At 61.9% G+C, this 20007-nt stretch carries 12 protein-coding genes; 4 read left to right on the plus strand and 8 right to left on the minus strand.

All coding sequences use genetic code 11. The annotated features are described in order from the left end of the window. Nucleotides 1-12: 12 nt before the first annotated feature. Nucleotides 13-534, minus strand: a complete 522-nt coding sequence (nusB, locus tag AC2D8O_RS12685; RefSeq protein WP_484679203.1) for a transcription antitermination factor NusB — start codon at nucleotides 532-534, stop codon at nucleotides 13-15. 126 nt (nucleotides 535-660) lie between these two features. Then, nucleotides 661-1920 (minus strand): sensor histidine kinase, encoded by a 1260-nt coding sequence (locus AC2D8O_RS12690; protein ID WP_484679204.1) that lies wholly within the window; start codon nucleotides 1918-1920, stop codon nucleotides 661-663. Nucleotides 1921-1964: 44 nt separating this feature from the next. Here AC2D8O_RS12690 and ruvA point away from each other — a divergent pair, with 44 nt between their 5' ends. Next, entirely contained in the window at nucleotides 1965-2561 is a 597-nt protein-coding gene (gene ruvA, locus AC2D8O_RS12695) for a Holliday junction branch migration protein RuvA (protein ID WP_484679205.1), read from the plus strand. 131 nt (nucleotides 2562-2692) lie between these two features. Next, entirely contained in the window at nucleotides 2693-10054 is a 7362-nt protein-coding gene (gene sov, locus AC2D8O_RS12700; RefSeq protein WP_484679206.1) for a T9SS outer membrane translocon Sov/SprA, read from the plus strand. 31 nt (nucleotides 10055-10085) lie between these two features. Here sov and AC2D8O_RS12705 read toward each other — a convergent pair whose 3' ends face one another. Together AC2D8O_RS12705 and hemB are read right to left on the minus strand one after the other, a co-directional pair. Beyond that, on the minus strand, nucleotides 10086-10412 hold the full coding sequence (locus AC2D8O_RS12705) for a hypothetical protein (protein WP_484679207.1): 327 nt from the start codon (nucleotides 10410-10412) through the stop codon (nucleotides 10086-10088). Nucleotides 10413-10690: 278 nt separating this feature from the next. Beyond that, complete coding sequence (hemB, locus tag AC2D8O_RS12710) at nucleotides 10691-11680, minus strand: porphobilinogen synthase (RefSeq protein ID WP_484679208.1); 990 nt, start codon at nucleotides 11678-11680, stop codon at nucleotides 10691-10693. 82 nt (nucleotides 11681-11762) lie between these two features. Between hemB and AC2D8O_RS12715 the strand changes: the two genes are divergently transcribed. After that, a complete protein-coding gene (locus tag AC2D8O_RS12715; RefSeq protein WP_484679209.1) occupies nucleotides 11763-13781 on the plus strand; it encodes a hypothetical protein in 2019 nt (672 codons plus the stop codon). Nucleotides 13782-13783: 2 nt separating this feature from the next. Here AC2D8O_RS12715 and AC2D8O_RS12720 read toward each other — a convergent pair whose 3' ends face one another. The 4 genes from AC2D8O_RS12720 to AC2D8O_RS12735 are packed head-to-tail and all read right to left on the minus strand — an operon-like array spanning nucleotide 13784 to nucleotide 19497. Next, nucleotides 13784-14455, minus strand: coding sequence for a DUF2461 domain-containing protein (locus AC2D8O_RS12720; protein WP_484679210.1), 672 nt, complete (start codon nucleotides 14453-14455; stop codon nucleotides 13784-13786). Nucleotides 14456-14509: 54 nt separating this feature from the next. Continuing rightward, nucleotides 14510-15415, minus strand: a complete 906-nt coding sequence (locus AC2D8O_RS12725) for an SDR family oxidoreductase (protein WP_484679211.1) — start codon at nucleotides 15413-15415, stop codon at nucleotides 14510-14512. Beyond that, nucleotides 15408-16142: an RluA family pseudouridine synthase gene (locus AC2D8O_RS12730; RefSeq protein WP_484679212.1), complete on the minus strand. Its 735-nt coding sequence runs from the start codon at nucleotides 16140-16142 to the stop codon at nucleotides 15408-15410. The genes AC2D8O_RS12725 and AC2D8O_RS12730 overlap by 8 nt, the downstream gene beginning before the upstream one ends. 10 nt (nucleotides 16143-16152) lie before the next feature. Continuing rightward, nucleotides 16153-19497: a PKD domain-containing protein gene (locus tag AC2D8O_RS12735; RefSeq protein ID WP_484679213.1), complete on the minus strand. Its 3345-nt coding sequence runs from the start codon at nucleotides 19495-19497 to the stop codon at nucleotides 16153-16155. A gap of 227 nt (nucleotides 19498-19724) precedes the next feature. Between AC2D8O_RS12735 and AC2D8O_RS12740 the strand changes: the two genes are divergently transcribed. Further along, nucleotides 19725-19976, plus strand: coding sequence for a hypothetical protein (locus AC2D8O_RS12740; protein ID WP_484679214.1), 252 nt, complete (start codon nucleotides 19725-19727; stop codon nucleotides 19974-19976). Nucleotides 19977-20007 lie beyond the last annotated feature (31 nt).

Consider the following 20007-nt stretch of genomic DNA (forward strand, 5'->3'; position numbering starts at 1 on the left):
AGAGGGGGTTCGTCAGGCAGGCAGCGAGGGCGTCTCCGGCTTCGGCGACGGGTCAATCAGACCGCGTCCCGTTTTCACTATCCGGTTCGCCTCTTTCAGTTGCTTGTGCAATTTGTCAAGAATGCCGTTCACAAACTGACTGCTCTTCTCCGTGCTGTAATTTTTAGCGATGTCAAGATACTCGTTGATCGTTACTTTCACCGGTATCGTCTGGCAGTGCAACATTTCCTGGATGCCCAGAATCAGGATAATCCGGTCTATCATCGCGATCCGCGACAGGTCCCAGTTCTCCAGACAGCTGCCTACCAGGTCTTCGTACTCCTGCTGGTGGGCGTGCGTACCGAAGTACAGCTCCCGCAGAAATACCGCATCATCTTCCCCGTCTTCTGCGGGCGTCTTGGCCATCGCCGAGCGCAGCTCACGGTAGTCCGGGTCCAACAGTTGGTTGAACACGTCGCCGGCCGTGTTGCCGGAACTCAGCAGCGCATAGTACGCCTGCAATACCTTTACTCGAATCTGGCGGCGGGTCAGCATGCTCTTTCTAGTACGTAGGAACGGGGTCGGATAGTGCCTGTCGACAGCCCCAAATCCCTTGTGTTAACAAGGCATTTGGCTTGTGGCAGCGCAGGCGGGCCGCAAAGGTAACAGGTTTCGCCGATATCAGACAACCTGCGCCGGGGTCGTACTTTCCTGTGTTACAGACCGCTGCGTCTGGTCTGTAACCGGCAGCAGAATCCGGAAGGTCGTCCCTCGACCAGGCTCTGACCGCCGCACGAATATTTTGCCCTTGTGGTAGTTCTGGATGATCCGCCGCGACAGGCTCAGCCCCAGCCCCCAGCCCCGCTTCTTTGTCGTAAACCCAGGCTTGAACACGTCTTTCAGGTGCTGCTTCTGTATGCCTTTGCCGGTGTCTTCCACGTCTATCTCCACCAGCCGCCCTTTCAGCTTGGCCCGCAGCACTATCGCTCCCTGCTTCTGCCCGGCCATGGCGTCCAGCGCGTTCTTCATCAGGTTCTCCACCACCCACTCAAACAGAATGGCGTTCAGCGCCACCTGAAAGCCCGGCGTCAGTTCGTTCGTCAGCAGCACCGTAAAATTGGCGCTCCGCGTCAGGCGGCCTTTCACATATTGTACCGCCCGCTCCAGTATCGGCTGTATCGGCTGCACCGTCAGCTCGGGCTCAGAGCCAATCTTGCTGAACCGCTCTGCAATATTCTGCAGGTGCTGTACGTCGGCCTCCATCTCGCGCAAAATCTCCGTGTCCTGCTCCGTCGCCGCCTGGTCCTCCATCCGCATCCGCAGCAGTTCTATCCACGCCATCAGCCCCGATATCGGTGTCCCAAGCTGGTGTGCGGTTTCCTTCGCCAGCCCAGCCCACACACGGTTTTGCTGGTCGCGTAACGACACCGTGAAGTTATAAACCGCCCCTGCCAGAATCAGCGTCACTATCAGCAGTGTCACATACGGAAAGTACCGCAGCAGCCGTATCGTCCGGTTCTCCCTGAAATACAGATACTGATATTGCCCTGTAGCATACTCAATGACAAGAGGCCGCTGACTGGTGTTGGCTTTCATCTCCGCCAGCTCACGCTCCACCAACTGTTGGCGCATCGAAGGATCGCCTCCAATGTCCAGGTTGTCTGCCACAATCAGACCTGTCGTATCGGTGATGATCGTAGGCACGTTGATCAGCGCGTTCGACTGCCGTATCACGTTGTTGAACAGGAACTCCGTCTCCCCGTTGTCGGCCGTCGCGTTGTACTTCAGCACCTCCACATACAGCCCCAGACGCCGACGCTCGGCGTCCACCAGTTCCTGCACCAGCCGGTTCGACAGCCACAACGACACCCCTGCCACCGCAATGCCGATTACGGTAAGAACATGCGCCGGGCGCACCTGATTCAGAATCGATCGTATCACGATGGGGAGAGGCTAAAATACATACTGCGTGTAACTTCGCCGTCATGATCGCCTATGTTTCCGGCTTCCTCGCCGTCAAAGAACCCACCCATTTGGTAGTAGAATGCCACGGCGTGGGCTATCTGGTGAAGATTTCCCTCAACACCTACACCGCGGTAAAAGACCTGAAAGAGGCGCTCATCCACACCCACTTTCAGGTGAAGGAAGACGGCCAGGTGCTCTTCGGCTTCCACGACCCCAAAGAGCGTGGCCTGTTCGAACTCCTCGTTTCTGTCTCTGGCGTCGGCGGCTCCACCGCCCTCAACATCCTCTCCTCCCTCGCCCCCGCCGAACTCGAACAGACCATCGCCCGCCAGGACGTCGCTCTCCTCAAGAAAATCAAAGGCATCGGCCAGAAGACGGCCGAACGCATTGTCCTCGAACTCAAGGACAAAATGAAAGGCCAGTTTGGCCCCACTGTCGCAGGCGCTGGCGCCATTCGGGGCACAGTCGCCCCCGCAATGGGTCCCCGCGAGGAAGTCCTCATTGCCCTCACCAACCTCGGCTTTGCCCGCGCCCAGATCGAGAAGAAAGTCGACGACCTCATCGCCTCCGGCGTCACCGACTCAGCCCTGCTCATCAAGGCTGTCCTGCGCGGCTGAGCCTCGTGCATCCCTAACATGGGTTAATTCACAGAAAAACAGGCGCTCGCGTAAGCCTTTTAGCCTATATTTGGCATTGGCCTTTTTCCCCGCAGCGCCTACCGCAACAGCCTCTACCCTCTTGTGAATTTGTGCCAGCTAAACCCTGGCTTCTTCCTGTCCGCCTCCTGAACCGAGCCAACGCTTTGTCGCGCTTCTGTCGTACGCTTGTTGCCGTAGCACTTCTGCTGCTCGTTGCGCCCCTCGTGGACAGTGCGCCCCTGCTTGTTCAGCTCACGCGCATCGCCCCCCCGAAGGTCCCCACCCATCCTGTAGCGCAGGTTCGCAAGCCCATGCGCAGGGCCTCGCCCGCGCCCCCCGATACCCTCGGCCTGCCCGGTATCGTCATGCCCAGCATGCTCCTGGCACCAGGCGACACCGACCCCCGACCACGACGCTACGACGGCCGCGGCGACGACTGGATGGACAGCCCCTACGACGCCTCCCGCCGCAACCGTGTCAGCCCCATGTATGGCCCCCGCCCCGCTGCCGCGCAAACCATCTACGAACTCGCACCCGACGGAAAAGGCTATTACGTCTACGAGCGCGTCGGGAAGTACGACCTCCGCCCTCCCACCTACATGACCCGCGAAGAGTATGGCCGCCTGCGCCTCAGACAGCAGAGTGCCGACTACTTCCGCCGCAAAGCCGAAACCAGCGCCACACAGGGCAACAGCGACAGGCTCGTCCCAGCACTTAACATCAACAGTGCCCTCTTCAAAGACATCTTCGGCTCTGGCCGTGTAGACATCCGTCCCAACATCACCGCCCTCCTTGATCTCTCCTCCCGTACCAACAGGCTCCAGAACCCTTCTCTGTCTCTCCGCCAGCAGGAAAACACTTTCTTCGATTTCCGCCAGCAGATCCAGATGAACGTCACAGGCCAGATCGGGGAGCGCCTCCGATTCCGTGCCAACTACGACACCGAGGCCCAGTTCAACTTCGAGAATCAGTTCAAGGTCGAGTATGTAGGCCAGGAAGACGACGTACTCCGCACCCTCGAGGCCGGCAACGTCTCCCTCCCCCTCAATGGTACCCTGATCACCGGCGGCCAGAACCTCTGGGGCGTAAAAATGGGCTTCCAGTTCGGCCCGGTTGCCGTAACTGGCGTCGTGAGCCAGCAGCGCGGTAAAACCAACGAAATCACCATTCGACCCGGCACCGCCAACACCGAGTTCCTGAAGAAAGCCAGCGAGTACGACGACTACCGCCACTTCTTCCTCAACCAGTACTTCCGCTCGCTCTACGAAAGCAGTCTCGCCAATCCACCCCTCGTCCTCTCTCCCATCAACGTCACGCGCGTCGAGGTCTGGGTCTCCAACTTCAACGCCAGCAGCACCTCTGGCACCCGCAACGCCGTTGGTTTTGTCGATCTTGGCGAAGGCCGCAACGCCTCCACCTACGGCCCGCGGCTCTTCAACGCCGCCCTCAACCCGACGTCCATCTTCGCCGACAACAACAGCAACCAGCTCTACAGCCTCGTCCGCGCCAATCCTGCTTCCCGCGACAATGCCACGGCCACCAATGCCCTCGAAGGCCTACCCGGCCTCTCCCTCCGCGGTGGCGCCGACTTCGAACTCACCAAGAACCTCCGTCGCCTCAACGAGTCTGAGTATTACCTCCACCCACAGCTGGGCTTCCTCAGCCTCAGCATCAAGCTCCAGCCCAACCAGGTCCTCTTTGTCGCCTACGAGTACACCGTCAAGGGCGACCCCACCGTCCACCGGGTCGGTGAGTTCAGCAATGACGTCCCCGCCGACGGAACCAACAGCAACGTCCTCTTCCTCAAGATGCTGAAGCCCAGCGCTGTACGTCCGGTCCTCAACAACCGGCCCTACCCCGCCTGGGACCTCATGATGAAGAACGTCTATTCCCTCGTCAACGGAACCATCGCCCCCGACAACTTCCGCCTCGACGTCGTTTACGAATCTTTCGATGGCAAAGGCGATATCAACTACCTGCCTACCAGCGCCGTAGCCAACCGCCCTCTCATTCAGATTCTTGCCCTCGATCGCCTCACCAACAACCGCGAGCGCGGGCCCGACAACCGTTTCGACTGGCTGCCCGGCATCTCTATCATCCCAGAGCGCGGCGTCGTCATGTTCCCCGTGCTCGAGCCCTTCGGCGAATACCTCGGCCGCCAGATCGCCAGCCCCACCGAAGACTCCCTCTACACCTTTCGCCAGCTCTACCGCCAGACCCAGGCAGACGCCGTCTTCCTCTCTCCCCGGCAGGATCGCTTCAAGTTCCGGGGCACCTATACCGGCCAGGCGGGCGGCACCGAGGTCTTTCTCAACACCGCGCTCATTGTCCCCGGCAGTGTCCGCGTCACCGCTGGTGCTGGCGTCCTCGTCGAAGGCGTTGACTACACAGTCGACTACCAGATTGGCAAGGTCACCCTCCTGGGCCGCGCCATGCAGAACACCTCGCAGGAAATCAGCATCAAGTGGGAGAGCAACACCCTTTTCGGCATTGACCAGAAGACCCTTGTCGGCGCCCGCATCGACTACCGCGTCAATCGCTATCTCAACCTCGGCGGAACTGTCATTTACCTCAACGAGCGCCCTCTCATCAACAAGGTCGTCATTGGCGAGGAACCCATGAGCAACCTCCTCTGGGGCCTCGATGGCACCTACAACCGCCAGTCGCGCTGGATTACTCGCCTCCTCGACCGCCTGCCCTGGTACTCCACCTCCGCCCCAAGCCAGGTCAACATCTCTGGCGAGTTTGCCCAGTTACGCCCAGGTTTCCCCAGCCAGATTGCCAATGGCGAAGAACAGGGCATTGCTTATATCGACGATTTTGAAGGCGCACAGAACGCCCTCGACCTTGCGTCCCAGGTACAGAACTGGGTGCTCGCCTCCGTGCCCCCCACTATCCCAGACCCTGACCCCGGCAACCCCGACAGTCTCCGCCGCGGCTTTACCCGCGCTCGACTCGCCTGGTACCAGATCGACTCCCGCTTCTTCGACCAGCCCCAGGACTTCGGGCTGTCCCGCACCGGCGCCGCCCTCAACGACAACTATCAGCGCCGCATCTCCATCAACGAAGTCTTCCCCGGCCGAACCGTCGCCGTCACCGACTTCCTCCAGACCTTCGACCTCCAGTACCTGCCATCCCTCCGCGGACAGTATAACTACGCCGCCGCCGCCGCTCGCCTCAACCCCGACGGAACCCTCCGCAACCCACAGGACAACTGGGGTGGCATCATGCGCCGCACCACTGGCAACACCGACTTCGAGGCTGCCAACTTCGAGTTCCTCGAGTTCTGGGTCATGGACCCCTTCATGAGCAACCCCTCCTCCGTCGGCGGCGACCTTTACTTCAACCTCGGCAAAGTATCCGAGGACATCCTGCCCGACAACCGCCTCAGTTTTGAGAACGGCCTGCCCACCAACGCCCTTAACAACGCCGCCAACACCAACCTTGTCACCACGCCCTGGGGCCGCGTACCCGCCCTCCAGGCCAGTACCAACGCCTTCGACAACGACCCCGCCGCTCGCCAGTTTCAGGACGTCGGCCTCGATGGCCTTGGCGCCGCCGATGAAGCCGCCTACTTCGGCACCTTCCTCTCAGCTGCCGCTGCCGCCGGCCTCTCACCCGATGCCCTGGCACAGCTCCAGGCCGACCCCTCCTCCGACAATTTCCAGTTCTTCACCGACGGCTTCCCCTCTGGCACCGACATCCTTACCCGCTACCGCCTCTTCAACGGCCTTGAGGGCAACAGCCCCGTCTCGCAGGGTGTCGACGGTTTCTCCCGGGCCAGCAAGCTCCTCCCCGACATCGAGGACCTCAACCAGGATGGCACCCCCAACACCACTGAGAGCTTCTGGGAATACCGCATCTCCATGCGCCCTGCTGATCTTGTCGTCGGCCAGAACCACATCGTCGACAAGCAGATACGCCAGGTAAGCCTCCCGAACGGCACCCGCGGCAGCGCCACATGGTATCTCTTCCGCATCCCCATCCGCACCGCTGGCACCGCCCGCCTTGGCATACAGGACTTCAAGGCCATCGACTTTATCCGGATGTACCTCACCCGGTTCAACGACCCTGTTGTCCTCCGCTTCGGCTCCCTCCGCCTTGTCAGCACCCAGTGGCGTACCTATCCCACCGCCTTCAAAGACGATGGCATGAATGGCGGCACTGGCAGCGAATTCTCCCTTGGCACCCTCAACGTAGAGGAAAACACCAGCAAGTCGCCCTTCCCCTACACCGTGCCCCCGCGCATCCAGCGTCAGGGCGTGCCCTCCAGCCCCATCCCTAACCAGCTCCAGAACGAGCAGGCCCTCCAGCTAAAGGTCCAGAACCTCGCCGATGGCGAGTCGCATGCTGTCTTCAAGAACGTCCAGCTCGACCTCCGCTTCTACGACCGTATCCGCATGTGGGTACACGCCGAAGGCATTGCCCCCACCCTCAACAACATCGGCGACGCCCGCATCTTCGTCCGCCTCGGCACCGACTACCTCTACAACTACTACGAGTACGAAATCCCCCTCACGCCCAGTGCCCTCGGTGCTGCCTCGCCCGAGGCCATCTGGCCCACTGAGAACGAGCTCAACGTCCGCTTCGACGACCTCGCCGCGGCCAAGGTTCAGCGAAATGCCGCTGGTCAGGCTTTCAACCAGCGCTACACCATTACCACCCCCGACGGCCGACGCATCACCGTGCTGGGTAACCCCCTGCTCAACAACGTCAAGACCGTCATGGTCGGCATCCGAAACCCTAGCGACCCCAGTGCAACCCCGCTCTCCGTCGAAGTCTGGGTCAACGAGCTCCGCGTCACCGACTATAACCTCGAACCTGGCTGGGCCGCAGCCGGGCGCATGAACCTCCGCCTCGCCGACCTCGGCACCCTCCAGCTCTCCGGCCAATACGTCACCCCAGGCTTCGGCTCTGTCGAGAAACGCATCTTCGAGCGAACCCTCGACTACCGCAAGCAGTGGGACATCGCCACCACCCTGCAACTGGGCCGCCTCCTTCCCAAGAAACTCGGCCTCGAAATCCCCGTCGCCTTCTCCTATGGCGAGCGCCTCATCGAGCCCAAGTACAACCCCGTCGACCCCGATATCCGCCTCTCCACCTTCCTGGAGAACACCCCTTCTGACCGCCGCGACATCGCCTATGCCCAGAGCGTCGCCTACAACCGCAACATCAGCTACTCGCTCAACAATGTCCGCCGCATTCGCCAGGGCACCGGGAAAGCCCAATTCTGGGACATTGAGAACTGGGCCTTCAGCTACTCCTTCGCCGAAATCTTCACCCGCAGCGCCCAAATCGAACGCCGCATTCAGCAGCAGCAGAGCGCCAGCATTGTTTATCAGCACGGCTTCAACCCGAAGAACTACCGGCCCTTCAAAGGCAAGAGCAACAAAAGCAACCTCCTCACCGAGTTCAATTTCTTCCTCCTGCCCCAGACCATCAGCTTCAGCGTCAACGCCGACCGCCAGTATGAAGAAGAGAAACTTCGCGCCGTAGCAGGCACCAACTTCCTGCTGCCTGCCACTTACGTTCAGAACTTCACCATCACCCGCCGCTACGACGTCCGCTGGGACCTCACCCGCAGCCTGGGCCTCACCTATTCCGGCACCGACATCGCCCGGGTGGATGAGCCCCGCGGCCCTGCCGACTCCCCGGCCAAGCGCGACAGCCTCTGGGCAAACGTCGTCAACGTAGGCCGCACCGACTTCTGGAACTGGCTCAACTTCGGCCGGACCATCGACTTCACCCAGACTCTCACGGCCACCTACAGGGTTCCTTTCCAGTACTTCGGCCCTCTCAACTGGTTCAGCTCTACACTTGGTTACACCGCCGACTACAAGTGGGTCACAGCTCCCCTGCAAAGTCAGTCGCTCGGCAACACCATCACCAACTCCCGCACCCTCAACGGCGACTTCACCATCGACTTCGCCAAGTTCTACAAGAAGTTCCCAGCCATCGACCGCATCCGCAAGCCCATACCCCGCCGAAACATCTACTCCGAGGCCGACAGCCTCCGCCGCCGCGGCGATGACGTCGGTGTTGCGCTTCGCAATTTCGGCAAAGGCATGGCTGGCACCCTCTTCTCCCTTCAGCAGGTAGAGCTGCGCTACACCCGCACCGATGGCACCACCCTGCCCGGCTTCCTCCCCGGTGTCGACCTCTTCGGCATCGACATGGACTACACCGACCCCAGCACCGGCGAGGTCTTCCGTGCCCCAGGCTTCGACTTCGTCTTCGGCGGTCAGCCCACCCTCACCCGCGAGGGCTTCTTTGCCATTGCCATTGCCAGAGGCTGGGTGTCCAAAGACCCACGCCTTGCCGCCCAGTTCGGCCAAACCAGTAACGAGCAGATTACTGGCCGCACTGCCCTCGAGCCCTTCCGCGGCCTCCGCATCGACCTCAACCTCCAGCGCACCAAAACCTCCAATCTCTCCGGCGTCTTTGCCTTCGATCAGAACCAGGCCGACTTCCTCGTCTCCAACCGTATTTCCGGTGGCACCTACACCATCACCACCGTCGGTGCCCACACCATGTTCGGCGACCGTTTTGCCGAGTTCCAGGCCGCACGTGTCATCATCTCCGACCGTCTCCGCGCCCAGAACGGCGGCTACCTTGGCTCACCCATCTCCGGCCAGCTCGCCGATGGCACCTGGAACGGCTACACTGGCAGTTCACAGGAAGTCCTCATCCCTGCACTGCTCTCTGCCTACGGCCCCTACTCCGTCGGGGGCGTGCCCCTCTCCGGCTTCCCCGAGATTCCCCTCCCCAACTGGAGCGTCCAGTACAACGGCCTCTCCGACCTCTGGTTCATGAAGACCATCTTCAAAACCGTTACCCTGACCCACCGCTACACCGGCACCTACAGCGCCAGCTTCCTCGAGAACCTCAACGCCCAGGACCTCAACAACGATGGCTTTATCGACAACTTCGAAGCCGTCCCCGCCGATACCACCCAGAAGAACTTCCTGCCCCGCAACGTCGTCCAGAGTGTCCTCATTTCCGAGAGCTTCGCGCCCCTGCTCGGCGTCAACCTCGTCTTCCAGAACGGAATCTCCCTCCTCCTCGACTACAAGCAGAGCCGCACCCTCCTCCTCAACACCGGTGCCCTTCAGCTCACCGAGACCAACAACACCGAGTTCACCTTCAACCTCGCCTGGAAGAAAGACCGCCCCATGATGCCCATCAGCATCTTCGGCCAGCTCATCGAGCTGCGCAACAACTTCACCGTCCGCATGGAAATGACCTTCCGCGATGCCCGCACCGAGAACCGCCGTCTCGACAGCACCATCGAGCGCGAACCCACCGGGGGCAACTCCAGCTGGACCTTCAAGCCCAGCATCGACTACGTCATCTCCGACCAGCTCACCGCCCGCGCCTACTACGAGCGCACCTCCAATCGTCCCGTCCTCTCCAACTCCTTCCCCACCGTCTTCATCGCCTGGGGCATACAGCTGCGCTTCACCCTAAAGTAGGGCGAAGGGGGGAGGTAAATCCGCCGGGAAATCAGTCTTTCGGGGCGTCTTCCGCCTGGCCGGGCAGCAGGTGCCGGGTGGCTTTCAGCAGGTTGTCGCGCTGGGCGCTGTCGCCGGGCCACTTGCCCGCCAGTATCTCCAGCAGTTGTGCCATCAGCTGCTGCTGCTGGTCCTGTCGGCGCTCTATGTTGACGAGGCGGCGCAGAATGTCGGCGTAGGTGCTGTCGGCGGTGTCCAGCTTGTCGTTCACGATAAGCTGTTGGCCGCGCAGCTGCTGCATCAGCTCCATCAGCTGGTCCTGCCGGATGAGCGACTCGGCCAGCAGTTCCATCACGCGTTTCTGTTCGTCGTAGGCCATGTTGTCAGGGTAACGCACAAACCCCCACCCGCTCGTATGTTGGGCGCTGTTTCTCGCCCCAGCGCCCTCCCCTGCACGTCTCCCGATGCATCGGGACTACCTGTGGGATGCGTAGAGCCGCCCGACCCGACTCATCAAACGCCCCCAGCGTCCTCAGCCAAGCCCCTACCCTGCACGTCATTTCGAGCGCAGCGAAGAAATCTTCCACGCGCAATGGGCAGGAGCACAGACAATTCTCTTCAGCCTACGTCGTCGAAAGGAGGTACAAAGCCCCCCACTCACCCGCCGATCGTTCTTGCGGCGGCGAGGGCGAAGTACGTGGCGATGAGGTCGGCGCCGGCGCGCTTGAAGGCCGTCAGCGTTTCCAGCATGGCCGCCTGCTCGTTCAGCCAGCCCCGCTCCGCTGCCGCCTTGATCATCGCGTATTCCGCCGACACCTGGTACACCGACACCGGCACATGCACGCTGTCGCGCACCTCCCGCACGATGTCAAGATACGGCAGGCCCGGCTTCACCATCACGATGTCGGCGCCTTCCTGCACGTCCAGCTGCACTTCGCGCAGGGCTTCGCGGCGGTTGTCGGGCGCCATCTGGTAGGTCTTCTTGTCGCCAAACCCGGGGGCGCTGTCCAGTGCGTCGCGGAAGGGGCCGTAGAAACAGCTGGCGTACTTGGCGCTGTAGGCCATGATGCCCACATCGGTGAAGCCGGCCAGTTCCAGCGCAGCCCGGATGGTGGCGATGCGTCCGTCCATCATGTCGGAGGGGGCTACGAAGTCGGCACCGGCCTGGGCATGCACCAGCGACATTTCGGCCAGCACGCGGCTGCTCTCGTCGTTCACGATGCGGCCGTCGCGCACGATGCCGTCATGCCCGTCCGAGTTGAAGGGGTCCAGCGCCACGTCGGTCATCACGCACATCTCGGGCACGGCGTCTTTGATAGCCTTTACCGTTTCGGGCAGTAGGCCGTTGGGGTTCACGGCTTCGCGGCCCAGGGGGTCTTTCTTGGCGTCGGGCACTTTCACGAACACCAGCACCGAGCGCACACCGGCGGCGTACAACTCCTTCACGTGCTGCACGGTCAGGTCCACGGTCAGGCGGTCGATGCCCGGCATGGAGGTAATGGGGTCGCGCTGGACCTTCCCTTCCATCACAAACAGCGGCGCGATGAAGTCGGCCGGGGTCAGCGTTGTTTCTGACACCATGGCACGAATGGCGGCCGATGCCCGCAGGCGGCGTGGGCGTACGTGTGGAAAGGAACCTTGCGACATATCAACTGTTGGTTATGATTTCAGGCAGGGCTGCAAGTTAGGGCTGCTTCTGCCGAAATTGAACTACCCAACCTAACGCTTCATGCTACAACTATTGCATGCCCTGCGCCAGGGCATCCGTACGGGGTCGGCACGGCTGTTTGTGCACACGGTACAGGAATTCCGCGACAGCTTCCTGCTGCCCGAGTCGGCCCCGGCCGAGTTCGGCCGAATGCTGGCCCGCCTGCGCACCCACCCCGAGCTGCTGGGCCTTGTACGCCAATACCTCGCTGCTGTGCTGCACCGCTACGAGGCCACGCCCCTGCTCACCGATGCCGGTATTCTCTCCAGCCGCGAGTTTGTGCCCGAACTCCTCCGCCGCCTCACCGAGAAGGTCCTGCCCGACACCACACGCCGCCCTACCCTCGAAACTGTCCTCCGCGAAGCTTTCCGGGGCCGGCTCGACTTCAAGTGGATGCAGCAGGTGCCCACCGAGCAGTGGCTCGAACTCTTCGCCCTTGTGCTGCCCCGCGAAGAACTGGCCCGCCCCGACGCGCTTACCCTTCGTACACAGGTGTTGGAGGCTGTCAATGTACTTTCCTACCGCATTGCCGCCATCGGCCTCGAACCCGAACTCGTTCGCCGACACCCCCAGCTCACCCACGAGAACTCCCCCTACCTCCACCAGAACCGCGAAATCCTCCAGCTCCTCGACGGCCTGGCCGGAAACCCCACCCCCGACGGCCCCACCGAAGACTACCGCCAGGTGCTCGTGCTCCTGCGCCAGTGCGAGGAAGGCATAGACCTCATTGCCGAAACCCGCACCGTATTCGGCACCAGTGTCCGTCTCATCACCCTGCAACAGCGCCTGCGCCAGCATGTGCGACGCCTCCGCGAGCTCCTCGCCATCCTGCACGAGCCCGCACCCGACCGCCAGAACGCACTCCTCCTCATCCTCTTTCTCGACCTCGTGCAGGGCCTCGATGAAGCCGAGAGCATACGCGCCCTATTTACCCAGAGTACCCGCCAGCTGGCCCATCAGGTGGTAGAACATGCAGGCCGCACTGGTGAGCACTACATCACCCGCACCGCCCGCGAATACTGGCGCGCCTTCGTGGCGGCACTCGGCGGCGGACTCTACGTGGCACTGGCCGTGCCCGTCAAAATCCTCATCTACTGGCTGCATGGCCCGCTGGGCCCCTCAGCGCTGCTCTATTCCCTCAACTACGCCGCTGTGTTTGTGGGCGTGCACCTCTCGCACTTCTCCATCGCCACCAAGCAGCCCGCCATGACGGCCTCGCACATCGCCGCCAGCCTCGACGCCGGCAACGGTGGCCCACCCGGACAGGCCCGCCGCGAGCGCCTGGCTCGCCTCGCCGACCTCATCATCTGCACCAGCCGCAGCCAGTTCATCTCCTTCGTGGGCAACCTGCTGCTCTGCCTGCCGCTGCCGCTGCTATTCGGCTGGGCCTGGCTTCATTTCACCGGCCAGCCCTTCATCGACGGCGAAAAGGCCCACCACCTGCTCGAGGAAATCCACCCCTGGCACAGCCTGTCGGTGTTCTATGCAGGCGTGGCAGGCCTCGGCCTCTTCGGCGCGGGCCTCATCTCCGGCTATTTCGACAACAAAGTGGCCTACCTACAGCTGCCCCTGCGTCTCAAACGCCACAGGGGGCTGCGTCGCCTGTTCCCTGCCCGGCGGCTCATCCGCTTTGCCAATTACGTGGGCAACAACCTCGGCGCCATGATGGGCAACATCCTGCTGGGCTTCTATCTCGGTTCCATGGGCACCATCGGCGTCATCCTCGGCCTGCCGCTCGACATCCGGCACATCACCTTCTCCAGTGGCAACTTCGGCCTGGCCGTCGCCAGTCTGGGCTTCGACGTGCCGCTGGCAGTGGTGGGCATCTGCCTGCTGGGCATCTTCCTCATCGGGCTTATGAACTTTGCGGTCAGCTTTGGGCTGTCGCTCTTCGTGGCCACGCGCGCCCGTGGGCTGCAGTTCCGCGAAGCCCCCATGCTGGTACAGATGCTCGTGCGCCTGTTCTTCCGCTGGCCGCAGGACTGGCTCTTTGCCCCCCGCGCTCCCCGCGACCTCTCCTTCCTCACTGCCCCTCGCTGAGGTCAGTCTTCCCGGATGGCGTTTGCCAGAAACGTGTTCAGCGGTACGGCCGCCTTGAAGTGTGCCAGCACGGCGTCCATCAGCCCATCGCTCAGGATGTACTTGGCGTCTATGCGGGCGGCCACGTAAAACTGCTTGTGCTTGAGAATGGGCTGGGCCTCGGCTTCTTCCTTGAAGTCGCGCGGGGCGGTTTTCAGCTGCGCGCCCTGCACACTGCCCCACAGCTGCTGAAACTCCTTGCCCGTGGTGGCTTTCTCCCACGCCTTGGCGTTGTACACAATCTCCTGCCGGATGCGGTAGAGCGTGGGGCTGTCGGGATCATAACTGCCTGCTGCAAAGAAGGTTTCCTCTGGTGACAGGTGCACGTAGAAGCCCGGCAGGTGCGACTTCTTGCCGCCCATGCCCAGCCACGCCGACGCGTGCGTCTTGTAGGGCGTCTTGTCGTTGGAGAACCGCACGTCGCGGTAGATCCGGTGGATGCAGTCTTTCGGGGCCAGCGGGCTGTACGTTGGGTCTATGGCCGCAACGGCGGGCAGCAGATTGGCTACAAACCGCTCGAACGGCTTCTTCACCACGGCCTCATATTCGGCTTTGCGCGGCTTGAACCAGTCGGCGTTGTTGTTGCGGGCCAGCTGCTTGAAGAAGTCCAGAAACGCCTTGTCGAAGTACTGCATCGCGGTGGAGTGGGAGTGTGGGTGAAGTCCGAAAGTTAGAACAAAACCGAGGCGTCAGTCGCCCAGCTGGCGGGCCAGCACGGCCAGCCCCTCTTCCAGTTTGCGGGGCCGGAAACCCAGTTCGGTCTGCGCCTTCAGGATGATGAAACCCGATTTCCGCGGCCGCGGTGCCGGCTCGTTCAGCATGTCGGTGCTCACGGCCTCTATGCCGCTGGGGTTCAGCGAGAAAAAACGCGCCACCCGCACGGCCAGTTCGTGCACACTCATCAGCTCGGTGCCTGCCAGGTGCCACAGGCCAGTGGCCCGCATCATGGCAGCCCGCACCACGGCCTCGGCAAAGTCTTCGGCCAGCGTGGGGGTGCGGTACTGGTCGTGCACTACGCGCAGGCGCTCACCGTTGCGAAGGCGATCGCGCACCATGCGCACAAAGTTGCCCCGACTGGGGTCGTTGGAGGTGCCGTACAGCAGCACCGTCCGCAGTATCGCATGCGGCACACCCGAGGCCCGCACCAGCTCTTCGGCCTCCAGCTTGTGCAGCCCATACAGGTTCAGGGGGTTGGGCGTGGCAGCCTCGCTGTACGGGCCATCGTGGCCGTCAAACACATGGTCGGTGCTCAGCTGCACCAGGTGGCTGCCGTGGGCGGCACACTGCTTCAGCAGCAGCTTCACCACGTGCACGTTGGCCAGATAGCTGCCGCTGGGGTTCTGCTCGCAGGTATCGGGGGCGGTCATGCCGGCACTGTTCACCACCACCGTGGGGCGGTGCCGCTCAAAAAGGGCCGCTACGGCGCTTTCGTCGGTCAGGTCTACCCGCTCATAGGGCTGGTGCAACGCCGCCGGGTTGCGGTTGTGCGTGCGTCCTACGCCCACCGCCTGCACCGCCGTGCGTCCTGCCAGCTGGCCCATCACCTTCTGCCCCACCAGGCCATTGCTCCCCAGCACCAACAGGGTGTCAGGCATGTGGGTCAGCAGATTGGGTGGCAGATTGTGCAGCCAGTCGGCTGGGGTCAAAGGCGTTCCAGGGCTCGCCCGTGGGCATGGGCGCTTCCACCCGCAGCGGGGCTTTCGTCACCGGGTGAATCAGGTCTACCCGCCAGGCAAACAGGGCAATGTTGCCATCGGGCAGAAACTTGGTCTTGCCGTACTTCACGTCGCCGGCGATGGTACAGCCCATGCGCGCCAGCTGCACACGTATCTGGTGCTGCCGGCCGGTAATGGGGTTCACGGCCAGCAGGGCCCTGCTGCCTGCCGCCTGTAGCAGCTGCCAGTCCAGTATGGCCTCCTGCGCGCCATAGGCGGGTTTGTCGTAGGCCCGAACGATGTTTTTGCCCGGCAGCTTGGCCAGAAAGTGGCGCAGCGTGCCGCTGTCGGCATCGGGCACCCGTTCCACCACCGCCAGATACGTCTTGTGTATCTCCCGCGTCTTGAACTGCTCGGTCATGCGTGCCGCCGCCTTGCTCGTTTTGGCCAGCAGCAACACGCCGCCTACGGGCCGGTCGGTGCGGTGCAGCAGCGCCAGGTACACGGCGCCGGGCTTGGCATACTTGCTGCGGATGTATTCCTTCGTCCACTCAAAGGCGCTTTCGTCGCCCGTGGTGTCGCCCTGCGACAGCATGCCCGCAGGTTTGTTGATCACGATCAGGTGGTTGTCCTCGTACAGGACGGTGGGCGTAAGCACTGCCGACATAGCCTGCAAGTTAGCGCGTCACCGTTACGGTTCCCGTGCGCTTTATCACAAGTCCGTTCAGATACACCGCTTCCACCTCGTAGAAGTATGCCACGCCGTCGGCCACCGGGGTGCCACGCACGGTGCCGTCCCAGCGTTCGCGCGGGCTTGTGGCCGAGAACACCAGCCGCCCGTTGCGGTCAAACACCGTCAGCCGGAACGTCCGCGTGGCTTCCGTCTTGATGTAGAACTCGTCGTTGATACCGTCGCCGTTCGGGGTAAACACGTTCGGGATGATCATCTCAGGTGTGTCCACCACCCGCACGTCCGTACGGAATTCGGCCGCACAGCCAGAGGTATCCTGCACCACCACCCGCACCGGATAGGTGCCCAGCGCTGGGTAGCGGTTGCTGATGGTGTCTTTATCGGTAGTAGCTACGCGGCCATCGCCGAAGCTCCATTCGTACAGCGCCGCCCGGTCCGACACCACCCGGAACTGCACCTCCACATTCGGTTGCAGCAGCACAATCGGCTGTTCGGGCACCGTCACCAGCGTCAGAGTAGGCTCGGGCAGGTCGGGTACGTCAACAGTGTACACCCGCTGGCAGCCCGCAGCATCGCGCACCGTCACCTGATAGCGGCCACCCCCAACTGCCAGAGCACGGTTGCCGGTGCCTGCCCCGCCAGCCCAGGTATAGGTGTAGGGGCTGCGCCCACCCGTCACCGCCAGTGTCACTGCGCCATTGCGCTGCCCGCAGGTAGCAGGGCGTATGGTGGGTGTCAGCCGCAGAGTGTCGGTTACCACAAACTGCTGCACCGTGGCGCAGCCGCGGGCATCGGTCACGGTCACGCGATAGGTGCCGCCAGGCAGCTGGGTCTGCTTGAATACAGTGCCCATGCCTGCCGCAGGGGCCACACCGCCACCACTGGCAGTCCAGGTCCAGCTGTAGGGTGCTAGCGCCCCCGATATCCGGAACTGGATGGTGGCGTTACACACAGGGTCGTGGCTGCCGTCGGTGTTGGTGGTCAGCACAGGCGTGGGGTTCACGCGTACGTAAATGGTGTCATCACAACCACTGCGCAGCAACAGGCGGTAGGTGCCCGCTATGTTGAAGGTGTAACTGTTCAGCACCGCAACGTTGGTGCCGATGGTGGTGGAGGTGTTATAGCCCGCCCCCGACTGCAATATCCAATTGCCTGCCCGCGTGCCCGTCAGCGTGGGCACACTGCCACGGCACAGCGTCAGGGTGTCGTTCGTCAGTCCGGTGGCCGAGATGTTGGGCTTGGCCAATACCTGCACCTGCACCTGCGACGAGTCGCCGCAGTTCACCAGTCGCACAATGTCGGTGCCCAGCAACGGAAAGCCGATTTTTACCTCGTTCACCAGCTGCGCTATGCGTGTGCGCACCCCGCCCCGCACCAGATACCAGTAGCCGACCTCGCGTCCGCGGAACACAGCCGAGTCGCCCACGCACACCCGTGCTGGATTGGCAGGGCTGGTAATCAGCGGTGGCAGCTGGGTGCCAATCACTCGAACGGTGTCGCGGCAGTTGGCCGTGGAGGCCACAAACAGATTGGTGCCCACTTCGGCTGTAAAAGAGCCTGGCGTCCGGGTGTTGGTCGCCAGATTCACAACCAGACCGTTGGGCCGCACACGTATCCAGTCGGCGGGCTGCTGGCTTGTCAGCGTCAGAAACTTGCCCGCGCAGATGCTCGTGTCGCGCTCCAGCGACAGGCCCAACCCACCCGCCTGTACCAGCACACTGGCCGTGTCTTCCACGCAGCTGCCCGCAATCTGGGCCCACACCCGCACACGATAGGTACCCTTGCGCGGGTAGCGTTTGTTCGGCACCGTAGGGCCCGTCGCAGTGGTGCCGTCGCCGAGGTCCCACCGCCAGCTCACTACATCCAGTGCACTGCTGCCCGTGAAAGTCAGCGGAGTGCCTGCACACTGCTGCCCAAAGGGCGTTACTTCTATCCGCGTGGTGATGGACCCCAGGTTGGTGCCGCTGCTGTAGCCATAGGCGTCGAAGTTGCCCACGTTGCCCGTGTTGTCGCCGTAGGCATATACATAGGCCACAAAACCCGAATCGCTTGTTACCAGGTGATTGCCCGCTGTTATTTCCACCCGTGCATACGACAGCTCCGGTGCGGCTGGCACTGTGGCAAACGCAGCCGCAGGCACTGTAGTGCCATCCAGTTTCACCGTGGCTCTCGCCAACGTCCGGGCAATGATGGTCAGGTAGTAAATCATCGGCCGGCCAAATGCCCCGATGTTGAAGGCATTGAACAGTGCCCGGTTGATCTTCTGCTCAAAAGGGCTCACCACAATGGCGAAGGGGTCGCCAATGCCGTTGCCATCCGAGCCCTGACTGGTACTGTACTGCATCAGCGAGGCCGGCCCGCTGGTCTCAATCACCGTAGGCCCTGTCACAATGATGTCATACTTCTGCAGGGCTGGCTGCGTAGCCGCTACCACCCCATTTACCTTGATCTGCGTGTTGGGATTCAGCGGCAGCACCGTCACTACCTCATCGCGGCGGCCTGTGCCCGGCACACTTACAAAGCGCTGGCCCCACGTCTGTAGCGGTTGCAGCTGCTCCAGCAGCAGGTTAACGGTCCCACAGCCAATGGGGCTCCCGGGCGGCGTGCACACATTGATGGCGTTGTTGCCCGAAAAAGCCGCAAACGGCTTGCAGCCCGTGGCATTCACCGCGCGCACACGTGTGCCGGTGAGGTCGCCGTTGCTCAGTATCTGGTAGGTTTGGCCGCGGTTCAGGGTCTTGCGTATCACGGTGCCGCGCGGAATGGACAGGCTGCCATTGAGGTCGCGCACCAGCGCCGTAGGCACTATCTCCAGCTGGGTGTTGTCTTCTGTGGCCACTACCAGCAGATAGGCATCGCTCACCACCTGGTTCATCGCATCGCGCGTAATGGCATAGTACTCTGATCCCAGCGATGGCACCGGATACACCACCATCGCGTCAGAGCTGTTCTGCGTATAGTTGATGGCGAATACCGTTACCGAGTCGGTAGCCGTAACCCGCACCCCCTTGTTGGCGATTACGTCGCTCTGGGTGTTTTGTACAAACAGATAGGCCTCGGTTGAAGTCAGTGGGCCAAACAGGCTGACCGCCTGCGTCTGGTTGGCCGCCAATGTCACGGTCTGACTGCGGTTCTGCCCTGGCACGCTCACCGTGGCTGTACAGGCGCGGTCGGCACTGATGTATACCTGTAGAATGGTAGGCGCCCCCAGCCCGTTGGTGGGCATGGTAAACCAGAAGTCACGGCCTTTGTTACTCAGTTCCTGCCCATGCAGGTCAGACGGCACCAACAGCAGAAGAGTGGCCTGTAGAGCCAGAAACCAGCGAAGCATCAGAGCAGACAGAGGTAGTTACCTGTAAAGATACGAAATGTCGCTGCCATCCCCTGTTCTGGCAGCCGAAAAAGGACCGTTACGCGACTATTTCCCTACAAGAACACCCCGCTCCAAATAGTCACACAAATCCACAATAGAAGCATCAAACTCATCATCAGTAGAATAAAAGCAATTCCACTTGCAAATATTCGCCATGTAATTATCTTGCAGTAAACCCATTCTTTATGAAAAACAGAATTCGAAAGCTCATCGTCTGTGCTGCCATGCTCGCAGCTCCGGTTATCTTGATTGGCCAGGTCAATGGCAATTGCTATAATGGTCCTGTGGTACCACCAGCCGTACCAGGCGGCCCGTGGCTCCAGGAATACTGGTGCCCTGCAGGGAACGGCTGCTGGGAGGTCACGGTGTACACCTACTCAGCGGAGGGGGGCTATGGCATTCATCACTACAACACCTGTGACGAAGCCCCTTTCTAATCGCAACTTTCCTCCCTAACCCGAATTGAAT

The sequence above is a fragment of the Pontibacter sp. T17 genome, assembly GCF_057219875.1.

Excerpts from the sequence above, each read along its gene's own strand:
- nusB (WP_484679203.1), bottom strand. The coding sequence starts at position 534 with ATGCTGACCCGCCGCCAGATTCGAGTAAAGGTATTGCAGGCGTACTAT.
- ruvA (WP_484679205.1), top strand. The coding sequence starts at position 1,965 with ATGATCGCCTATGTTTCCGGCTTCCTCGCCGTCAAAGAACCCACCCAT.
- AC2D8O_RS12705 (WP_484679207.1), bottom strand. The coding sequence starts at position 10,412 with ATGGCCTACGACGAACAGAAACGCGTGATGGAACTGCTGGCCGAGTCG.
- hemB (WP_484679208.1), bottom strand. The coding sequence starts at position 11,680 with ATGTCGCAAGGTTCCTTTCCACACGTACGCCCACGCCGCCTGCGGGCA.
- AC2D8O_RS12715 (WP_484679209.1), top strand. The coding sequence starts at position 11,763 with ATGCTACAACTATTGCATGCCCTGCGCCAGGGCATCCGTACGGGGTCG.
- AC2D8O_RS12720 (WP_484679210.1), bottom strand. The coding sequence starts at position 14,455 with ATGCAGTACTTCGACAAGGCGTTTCTGGACTTCTTCAAGCAGCTGGCC.
- AC2D8O_RS12725 (WP_484679211.1), bottom strand. The coding sequence starts at position 15,415 with ATGCCTGACACCCTGTTGGTGCTGGGGAGCAATGGCCTGGTGGGGCAG.
- AC2D8O_RS12730 (WP_484679212.1), bottom strand. The coding sequence starts at position 16,142 with ATGTCGGCAGTGCTTACGCCCACCGTCCTGTACGAGGACAACCACCTG.
- AC2D8O_RS12735 (WP_484679213.1), bottom strand. The coding sequence starts at position 19,497 with ATGCTTCGCTGGTTTCTGGCTCTACAGGCCACTCTTCTGCTGTTGGTG.
- AC2D8O_RS12740 (WP_484679214.1), top strand. The coding sequence starts at position 19,725 with ATGAAAAACAGAATTCGAAAGCTCATCGTCTGTGCTGCCATGCTCGCA.